Raw genomic sequence first — 9,531 nt, forward strand, 5'->3', positions numbered from 1 at the left:
CGGCAAGGCCCGGCCACTCTGCCTGACATGACGTGTTTGCCGCGGCGGTGAACGGCAACGCGGTCTCCATGACTCGACCGAACAAAGACCCGAACGAGAACTCCGCGTCCGCCGAGACGGCCGCGGCCAAGGCGCGTCGCGCCACCGGCAAGGCGACCGCACCCGCCACCACCTCCGCGAAGACGGCCGCGATCAAGGTGGACGACGCGACGTCGTCCACCAAGGCCGGGGCCGGACGCGCGGCCGACGCGGCCAAGCGCGCCGCCGACAGCACGAACGGCGCCGTGCACAGCGCCGTGAAGGGTGTCGAGGCGGGCCGCCAGGCGGTGGTGCAGGCCTCCGGCCAGGTGGCCGCCACCGCGAAGACCGCCATGACGGTGATCGCCCACCGCAAGCTCGTCGCCGCCGGCGTGGGCGCGGGCCTGACGGCCCTGACCGCCGCGTCCTACGCGGTCGGCCGCCGCTCCGGCCGTCAGGTCCAGGGCCCGATCACCCGGCTCACCGGCGGCCGTATCTGACGTGCCCGCGGGGGTCGTCCGGCGTGCCGCGCCGGACGACCCCGGCACGCCGTCCTACCAGCGGCCTTCCACCTGCTCCTTGATCCTGCGGTCGTACAGCTCCCGGATCGCCGTGAGCGTCTCGCCGGACAGCTCCGGCAGTGCGGCGGCCGACGCGTTGGCGCGGGCCTGCTCGGGCGTGCGGGCGCCCGGGATGACCGTCGTGACGCCCGGCAGCTGGATGATCCAGCGCAGCGCCAGCTGGGCCGGGGTGAAGCCCTCCGGAGCGAGCGCGGCGAACTCGACGGCCGCCTCCACACCCGTGCCGTAGTCCACGCCGGAGAAGGTCTCGCCCTGGTCGAAGGACTCGCCGTGCCGGTTGTAGGTGCGGTGGTCGTTCTCCGCGAAGACCGTGTCCTTGGTGTACTTGCCGGACAGCAGCCCCGAGGCCAGCGGAACGCGCGCGATGATCGCGACCCCCGCCTCCTCGGCCGCCGGGAGGACGTCGAGGAGCGGCTTCATCCGGAACGGGTTGAGGATGATCTGCACGCTCGCCACGCCGGGCCGGGCGATGGCCGTCAGCGCCTCGGCGCAGGTCTCCACGCTGACCCCGTACGCGGCGATGCGCTCCTCCTCGACCAGGGTGTCGAGTGCGTCGAACACCTCGTCGGAGGAGTAGACCGGTGTGGGCGGGCAGTGCAGCTGGACCAGGTCGAGGCGGTCCACGCCGAGGTTGCGGCGGGAGCGGTCGTTCCAGGCGCGGAAGTTGTCGAGGACGTAGTTCTCGGGGATCTGCTCCACACGGCGGCCCATCTTCGTCGCGACGAAGACATGCAGATCGGGCCTGCTCCGCAGGAACGTGGCGATGGTCTGCTCGCTGCGTCCGTCACCGTAGACGTCGGCCGTGTCGAAGAAGGTCACCCCCGACTCGGCCGCGGCCTCCAGCACCGCGAGGGCTTCCTTGTCGTCGACGTCTCCCCAGTCGGCGCCCAGCTGCCACGTGCCCAGACCGACCACGGACGCGTGCTGACCCGACCTACCGAATGCGCGTTCTTCCATGGCGCCAGTCTGTCACCTGTTTCCCGTGGTCAGTGTGTGGTCGGTGTGTGGTGAGTGCGGGAAAACGCCGCGGCGGACGCTGCCGGGCAGGCCCCGAGGTGGTCGAGACCCGCGACGGCGCCCACAGATGCCCGACGAGCGCGGGGCCCCCACGATTTACGCGGGCCGGGCCAACGGTTACCGTACCGGCCAGTAACCGGATCGACCGGACCGGACCGCATCGCAGGAGGCCCCCATGCCGCAGCTCGAAGTCGACGGCGCCGCACTGACGTACGACGACGAGGGCCCCCGCGAAGGCGACGGCGTGCCCCTGGTGTTCGTGCACGGCTGGACCGCCGACCGGCACCGCTGGGACCACCAGGTCGCGCACTTCACCGCGAAGCGGCGCGTGATCCGCCTCGACCTGCGCGGTCACGGCGAGAGCGACGGCGCCGGGGTGCGCACGATCGAGGAGCTGGCCCAAGACGTGCTCGCCCTCCTCGATCACCTGGAGGTCGAGCGCTTCGTCCTGATCGGCCACTCCATGGGCGGCATGATCTCCCAGACCATCACCCTCGCCCACCCGGAGCGGGTGGAGCGCCTGGTGCTGGTCAACTCCATCGGCCGCATGACCTACAGCCGTGGCCGCGGCCTGCTGATGGCGGTCTCCACCCGCGTCCCGTTCAAGCTGTTCGTCGCCGCCAACATCCAGCGCGCCTTCGCGCCCGGCTACCCCCGCGAGGAGATCCGGGAGTACATCCGCGCCTCCGCCGCCACTCCGCGCGAGGTCGTGCGGACCCTGTACGGCGCCATGCGTGCCTTCGACGTCCTCGACCGCCTCGGCGAGATCAGCACCCCCGTCCTCCTCGTCCACGGCTACCACGACATCCAACTGCCCGTCGCCCAGATGCTCCGTATGGCCAAAGCCTGTCAGGACGCCGAGGTGCGGATCCTGGACGCCGGCCACGAACTCCCCGTGGAGAAGCCGGCGGAGCTGACCGCCACCCTGGACCGCTTCCTCACCGGCTCCCGGGTCTGAGCCCGCCGCCGACCGTGGAGCCGAGGCCACCGAGGGAGCGGAGCCACCCGGCCACCGCGTCGACCACCGCCCGGGTCCGCGACAGCCGGTCGATGTCCGCGGCGAGGGACAGCGCCGCCCCCGTCCACGCGAAGCCGAAGGACCACACCGACAGCCACTCGCACAGGTACAGGGGTGTGACCGTCCAGTCGTCGCCCACCTCGGTGGCCGCCGCCACGGCGGCCAGCGCCATGAAGACGAGGATCAGCACACCGGCCACCAGATAGGGGCGCCGCGCGTACGGCCGGTCCTTGAAGCCGCGCGCCCGGTACATGGAGATGCAGAAGGCCGCCATCGCCGTCAACAGGGCGACGGCGAAGACCTGGTGGAACACCGAGACCGTCCGCTGCCCGGCGTCGCCCCCGGACCCCGGCGCGGTGGGGAAGAGGGCGACGCCCAGGGCACAGGCGCCGGCGACGGTGCCCAGGATGTCGTTGAACCGGTCGAACCGGTAGACGATCAGGAAGATCCCGAGCGCGCACAGGGCGCCGACGAAGACGTCACGGGTGCTCGTGTAGTACGCGCCGCTCATGGAACCGGGCCAGGAGTCCTCACCGGTCCGTCCGTCGATCCGCGCCGCGATCCAGTTGCCGGCCGGCAGCGCCAGGGGGAGCAGGACACCGATGACCCCGACCCCCAGGCGCAGCCGCATGACCGTCCGCGCGTCCTGGTCCTTCTTCCGGGCCGCCGCCCCGCGCCGCGGGGGCTCGGCGCCGTCCTCGTCCGTCACGCCCACGGGCACATCCTCACCGAAACGCGCGAGGCGAAGGCATGCCCGCCACCGGACGATGTCCGGTATCAGCCGAACGCAAACTCGAACGCACGGCTGCGAGTCGGACTTGTCAGCCGGTCAGCTGCCCTTCCGCGGCGGCAAGTAGCTCCGTCACACGCAGCGCGAAGGCGGCGTCGCACGGATGCGGACGACCGCTCCGGACCGCCGCCAGCAGCGCGTCCCCCGCCCGCACCAGAGCCGGTACGACCTCTTCGTCGGTCGTGGGCAGCACGGTCGTCCCGGCCCTGCCGCGCAGCTCGACCGTGACACCGGAGGCCGCGGGCGGGGCGGTGAGGCTGAGGGTGAGGGTGCTGGACGCCCCGCCGGTGTGCAGAAGCACCAGATGGACCGTGTCCCGGGGCCCGCGCACGGCGGCGGCCACCTTCTCCACATCCCCGAGGACCGGCAGCAGCACGGACAGGGCGTGCGGGCCCACGTCCCACAGGCCGCCCTTGTCCCGCCGCCACGGCGAGTCCGCGAAGGGGCTGTCGCTCTCCTCGTCGAACAGCGACCCGAACCACTCCGCGCGACCCGTGAACCAGCCCTCCCGGGCGGCCTGTTCGGTGATCCACGCGTCGATCGCGGTCTGGAACCGGCCGGTGAAGAAGACGACAGAGGCGACCCCGCTCTCCTCGACCGCCTCGACGACGGCCCGCCCCTGCTCGACGTCGATCGACAGCGGCTTGTCGAGCAGCAGATGACAGCCCGCCCGCGCCGCGCGCACCGCGAGCGGTGCCTGGACGGAGGGCGGCAGGGCCACGGCGACCGCGTCCACGTCCGCGAACAGGGCGTCGACGTCCTCGTACACCGACAGCCCGCCGTGCCGGTCGGCCAGCTCCTTGGCCGCCTCCCGGCGCCTGCCCCACACCCCCGCGAACTCCAGCTCCCGGTGGGCGCTCAGCGCGGGGGCGTAGGCCATCTCGGCCCACGGTCCGGTTCCGAGCAGTCCTATGCGCATGCTCCGGTCTCTCCTTGTGCGTTGGGTGCCGGGTCCTTCCGGACGCGGCTGTCCGACGGCCGTCAGGGCAGCGCCTGTTCGGTCCAGATCGTCTTGCCGGTGGGGGAGTAGCGCGTGCCCCAGCGCTGGGTGAGCTGGGCGATGAGGTACAGGCCCCGGCCGCCCTCGTCGGTCGTGGCGGCGTACCGCAGATGGGGCGAGGTGTGACTGCTGTCGGTGACCTCGCAGATCAGCTGCCGGTCGTGGATGAGCCGGACCCGGATCGGGCCGCCGCCGTACCGGATGGCGTTGGTGACCAGCTCGCTGAGGATCAGCTCGGTGGTGAACTCCAGCTCCTCCAGGCCCCAGACGGCCAGCTGCCGGGTGGTCTCCGAGCGCGCCCGGCGGACCGCGGCGGGGTCGCCCGGCACCTCCCACTCGACGACACGGCCCGAGTCCAGCGCCCGGGTGCGGGCGACGATCAGCGCGATGTCGTCGCTCGCCCGGCTCGGCGGCAGCGCTTCGAGCACGGCCTCACAGGTGCCCTGCGGTGAGCCGTCGGCCCCCGCCAGGGCGGCGCGCAGCAGTTCGAGCCCGTCGTCGATGTCCCGCTCCCGGTCCTCGACGAGACCGTCGGTGTACAGCACGATGCGGCTGCCCTCGGCGAGGTCCAGCTCGGCCGTCTCGAAGGGCAGCCCGCCCAGACCGAGCGGCGGACCGGCCGGCACGTCGGGGAAGTCGACCGTGCCGTCGGGCCGGGCCACCGCGAGCGGCGGATGACCGGCGCGGGCGACGGTGCAACGCCGTGAGACCGGGTCGTAGATCGCGTACAGGCAGGTGGCCCCGGTGATCGGGGCGTTGCCGTCGAGCACCGCCTCGTCCTGGTCGATCCGGCTGACCATCTCGTCCAGCAGCCCCAGGATCTCGTCGGGCGGCAGGTCCAGCGCGGTGAAGTTGTGGACCGCCGTGCGCAGCCGTCCCATCGTGGCCGCCGCGTGCAGACCGTGACCGACCACGTCGCCCACGACGACGGCGACCCGGGTACCGGACAGCGGCAGGACGTCGAACCAGTCGCCGCCCACCCCGGCCTGGGCGGGCAGATAGCGGTAGGCGACCTCCAGGGCGCTCTGCTCGGGCAGGTTGCGCGGCAGGAGGCTGCGCTGCAGGGTCTCGGCCATCGTGTGCTCGCGGGTGTAGCGGCGCGCGTTGTCGATGGAGACCGCCGCGCGCGCCACGAGCTCCTCGGCGAGCGCCAGCTCCTCCTGATCGAACGGTTCGGGTTTCTCCGAGCGCCAGAAGGTGGCGACGCCCAGCACCAGCTGGCCCACCCGCAACGGCACGGCGATCAGCGAGTGGATGCCGTACTCGACGACCTGCGCGGACCGTTCGAGGTCCTGGGCCTGCCAGCCGGTCGCCCGGCTGAGGTCGGCCACGAGGGTCGAGCTGCCGCTGTCGATGCTGCGGGCCTGCGGCGAGGAGGGGACCAGGTCGATCCGCTCGCCCACCTTGTACAGCGGCGCGTCCTTGCGGATCCCGGTGCATGCCGTACGGCGCAGCGTGGTGGCCGTCTCGGGCTCGTCGCCGCTGAGCGCGGCCGGGGCCAGGTCCACGGTGACGAAGTCCGCGAACCGGGGGACCGCGACCTCCGCCAGTTCTTCGGCGGTACGGGTCACATCCAGGCCGGTGCCGACGCCCACCCCGGCGTCGTAGAGCAGCTTCAGCCGCTCCCGCGCCGCCTCCGCGCGGCCGGAGAGGGCACGCAGCTCGGTGGAGTCGCGGAGCGTGGCGACGCTGCCGGAGGGCTCGCCCTGGAGATCGGTGGGCCGCTGGTTGACCGCCAGCAGCCGGTCGCCCACCAGGTGCACCTCGTCGTTGGCGACCCGCCCGGACGCCAGCAGGTCCGCCACGTGCGTCTCGAGGCCCAGGGAGTGGACGTCCCGGCCCTCCGCGTCCGCGGGGAGGTCCAGCAACCGGTGCGCCTCGTCGTTGGCGAGCAGCAGCCGGCCCCCGCCGCCGACGATGATCACGCCCTCCCGTACGGCGTGCAGCACCGCGTCGTGGTGCTCGTACATGCGGGTCATCTCGGACGGGCCGAGCCCGTGGGTCTGCCGCAGCAGGCGTTTGCTGACGAGCGCCGTGCCCGCCGTCGCCAGGGCGAGGGCCGCCGCGGCGGCGGCCAGGACGAGGGGCAGCTGCTGCTCTGCCACCCCGCCCACGTTCTCGGTGGTGATGCCGGCCGACACCAGGCCCACCACCTTGCCGTCGGGATCCTTGACCGGCACCACGGCCTGGACCAGCGGGCCCAGGGTGCCGTTCACCTCCTCGGTGAAGGACTCGCCCTTCAGCGCGGGCTCGACGGTGCCGACGAACTGCCTGCCGATGCGGTCGGTCTTCGGATGGGTGTACCGGATCCCGTCGGTGTTCATCACGACGATGAAGTCCACCTTGGACTGGACCCGGGCGGCCTCGGCGCGCGGCTGGAGCACCGCCGTCGGATCGGGGGCGTTCAGCGCCTCCCGGGTGCCCGGCGCGTTGGCGAACGTCTCCGCCACGGCGAGCGAACGGTTGTGCGCCTCCTTGGAGCTGTCGTGCCGCACCTGGAGGACCAGTGCCACCACGGCCGACACCACCAGTACCAGCACGATCACGACCTGCAGCAGGAACACCTGCCCGGCGACACTGCGCCCGCTCAGGGCCGACCGCAGCCCCGAGAGCGGGCCCTGGCCGTGTTCCGGCTCCCGACTCGCGCCGCTGTCCGATCCATGTGGTACCCGCCGGGCGCGGTCGTCCCGGCCCTGCGCGGGCCGACCCTGGGGGCGGCGGGTCGACTGAGAGCGTGATCGACCCAGGAGACGGACCATGTGCCCATGTCTACACTGCCCCGCGCCCGGAGGCGAGAGGGGGTCGTACGCTGCCCCGGCCGAGGCCTTCGGCAGCTCGGCTGCGAGAGCGCTTGCTACCGCTTTGACCATCTGTGATGCCCTGCTGCCTGTCGGATTCCTGTGAATCTGTGAGGCGTTTGAACACATCGAGGTCCGGCTCCGTATAAGGCTGGGGTTTTTCATGCCCGGACCCGACCAGACGTTGTAGGAGCTATCCGTGGGACGCACCACCAGGCGCAGACGCCCATCCGGAGCACGGCGCGCGACCTCTGCCGCGATCGCGCTGATCTTGGGCGGAGGTGGTCTCGTGGCCGTCAACGTCTACGCGTCGGCCACCGAGGACGGTGCGCCCGACGACTGGGTCGAGCGGGTCGCCTCCGCCGCCGGCACGATCGACTGCCCGGACGTCGGCAGCGAGCTGACGGAGGTGCCCGAGGGGGCACGGGAAGGCGTCGACAAGGAACTCGCCGCCCTGGACCAGCAGATAGCCGAGGCATACCAGCGGCTGCAGAACTCCGTCCAGGCCCAGCAGCAGGACAGCGGGTTCGCCGAGAACGCGATCATGAACCCGCTGAAGGAGAAGCGGGCGGCGACGATCGAGCGGATCGCGATCGCCATCGACCGCGTCGGGGACCGCCCCGACGGACTCGACTCCCTCGCCGCCTGCGAACTGCGCCCCGCCGAGAACCAGGACACCGGTCAGGACGGTGGTGAGCAGGACGGTGGGGAGCAGAACGGCGACGGCCAGAACCAGGGCGGCCAGGGCGATCAGAACCAGGGCGGGCAGCAGGGCGGCCAGGGACAGCAGGGCAACGGGGGCCAGGCCGGCAACGGGCCGGTGGCCGCGGACTACGCCGACATCAGGTCCGTCCAGCCGAACGCCGGGAACCGCGGCGGACAGAACGGCTCCACCGGCTCCTTCAGCACCGACTGCGGCGTGAACGCCAACGGCGTGTTCAACTCGGACAACGTCATCGTGGCCCCCGGTGTCTCCAACGGCGCGCACCACTTCCACGACTACATCGGCAACCAGGGCAACAACGCCTTCGCCGGCGACGAGGACCTCGCCGCCGCCGACACCAGCTGTGAGAACCAGGGCGACAGGTCGTCGTACTTCTGGCCCGTGATCCGTCTGCAGAACGGTACCGCCGAGCAGGACGCCAACTCGCCCGGCGGCGGCATCGAGGGCAACGCCGGTGAGATCGTGACGCCCAAGGAGGTCACCATGACCTTCGTCGGCAGCCCGCGGGGCGAGGTCGTGGAGATGCCGCGGCTGCTGCGCATCATCACCGGCGACGCCAAGGCCTTCGTCAACGGCCCGGCCAACGCCAACGCGTCCTGGAGCTGCACCGGCTTCGAGGACCGGCAGCTGAAGGACAAGTACCCGCTCTGCCCCTCCGGCAGCGACGTGGTCCGCACCTTCAAGTTCCAGAGCTGCTGGGACGGGCGCAACATCGACAGCGCCAACCACCGTACACACGTGGCCTTCGCCGCCGCGGACGGCAGCTGCGCGGCCGGCTTCAAGGCCATCCCGCAGCTGGTCCAGCGCATCGTCTACGACGTCGACGCCCCGAGCCTCCAGGACGGCGGCCGTACGACGCCGCTGTTCGCCGTGGACACCTTCCCCGAGCAGCTCCACAAGGCCGTCACCGACCACGGTGACTTCATCAATGTCTTCGACGAGGACCTGATGCGGGCGATGGTGGACTGCATCAACGACGGCCGCGAGTGCGACGCGGGCGACCTCGGCGGCGGCCAGGGTGACGGCGACGGTGACCAGGGCGACGGTGGCGGCCAGGGCGACGGTGGCGACCAAGGCAACGGCGGTGACCAGGGCGGCGACGCCGGCCAGGGCGACGACCAGGGTCAGGACCCGGGCCAGGGCCAGGACGGCGGCCAGGACCAGGGTGAGGACCAGGACCAGGGTCAGCAGAACCCGGGCGACGGGCAGGACGAGGGTGCTGACCAGGGCAAGGACGAGAACGCGGCCGAGCCCTCCGAGACCGCCCAGGCACCCGGCGGCGCCGACGAGCAGGCCGGCCAGGGCGGCGACAAGGAGCCCCAGGTCCTCGGCTCGGTGAAGGCGACCCAGCGCGGCAACCCCGCGGGCGGCGACCAGCCGGACCAGGGCGGCGAGGGCGCGGACGACGCCGGGGACGGTGGCGACGCGGTCGCGGCCCCCGAGCAGACGCCCGCGGCGAACGTGCCGTCGGCCGCCGGGCAGCCCGGCGCGCAGGGGTCCGGGTCGGCGTCGGGCAGCCTCGCCGAGACCGGTTCGCAGCTGTGGCCCGCGATGATCGGCGGTGTGGCGGTGCTGGCCGGTGTCT

7 protein-coding genes are annotated in these 9,531 nt (G+C 72.3%); 3 read left to right on the forward strand and 4 right to left on the reverse strand.

Annotated elements, in window-relative coordinates; all coding sequences use genetic code 11:
• The first annotated feature begins 32 nt into the window (after positions 1-32).
• Positions 33-518, forward strand: coding sequence for a hypothetical protein (locus E4N62_RS41730; RefSeq protein ID WP_230223203.1), 486 nt, complete (start codon positions 33-35; stop codon positions 516-518).
• 54 nt (positions 519-572) lie between these two features.
• Here E4N62_RS41730 and E4N62_RS41735 read toward each other — a convergent pair whose 3' ends face one another.
• The gene (locus E4N62_RS41735) at positions 573-1,556 is read right to left on the reverse strand and encodes an aldo/keto reductase (protein ID WP_230223205.1); all 984 of its coding nucleotides are present in this window, start codon (positions 1,554-1,556) and stop codon (positions 573-575) included.
• A gap of 235 nt (positions 1,557-1,791) precedes the next feature.
• Here E4N62_RS41735 and E4N62_RS41740 point away from each other — a divergent pair, with 235 nt between their 5' ends.
• Positions 1,792-2,574 carry an alpha/beta fold hydrolase gene (locus tag E4N62_RS41740; RefSeq protein WP_230223206.1) on the forward strand — a complete coding sequence of 261 codons (783 nt, stop codon included), beginning with the start codon at positions 1,792-1,794 and terminating at the stop codon, positions 2,572-2,574.
• Here the strand turns inward: E4N62_RS41740 and E4N62_RS41745 are convergent.
• The 3 genes from E4N62_RS41745 to E4N62_RS41755 all read right to left on the reverse strand — a co-directional run bounded on the left by E4N62_RS41745 (position 2,555) and on the right by E4N62_RS41755 (position 7,183).
• On the reverse strand, positions 2,555-3,349 hold the full coding sequence (locus E4N62_RS41745; protein WP_230223208.1) for a hypothetical protein: 795 nt from the start codon (positions 3,347-3,349) through the stop codon (positions 2,555-2,557). The genes E4N62_RS41740 and E4N62_RS41745 overlap by 20 nt on opposite strands.
• Before the next feature lie 106 nt (positions 3,350-3,455).
• Positions 3,456-4,343 (reverse strand): Gfo/Idh/MocA family protein, encoded by an 888-nt coding sequence (locus E4N62_RS41750; protein ID WP_230223210.1) that lies wholly within the window; start codon positions 4,341-4,343, stop codon positions 3,456-3,458.
• Between the two features lie 62 nt (positions 4,344-4,405).
• Positions 4,406-7,183: a SpoIIE family protein phosphatase gene (locus E4N62_RS41755; protein ID WP_230223212.1), complete on the reverse strand. Its 2,778-nt coding sequence runs from the start codon at positions 7,181-7,183 to the stop codon at positions 4,406-4,408.
• 328 nt (positions 7,184-7,511) lie between these two features.
• Here E4N62_RS41755 and E4N62_RS41760 point away from each other — a divergent pair.
• Positions 7,512-9,531, forward strand: a 2,020-nt coding sequence (locus E4N62_RS41760) for a DUF1996 domain-containing protein (RefSeq protein WP_230223214.1), incomplete at its 3' end; no start/stop codon positions are given.

The sequence above is a fragment of the Streptomyces sp. MNU76 genome (assembly GCF_020982545.1).
Taxonomy (GTDB): Bacteria; Actinomycetota; Actinomycetes; order Streptomycetales; family Streptomycetaceae; genus Streptomyces.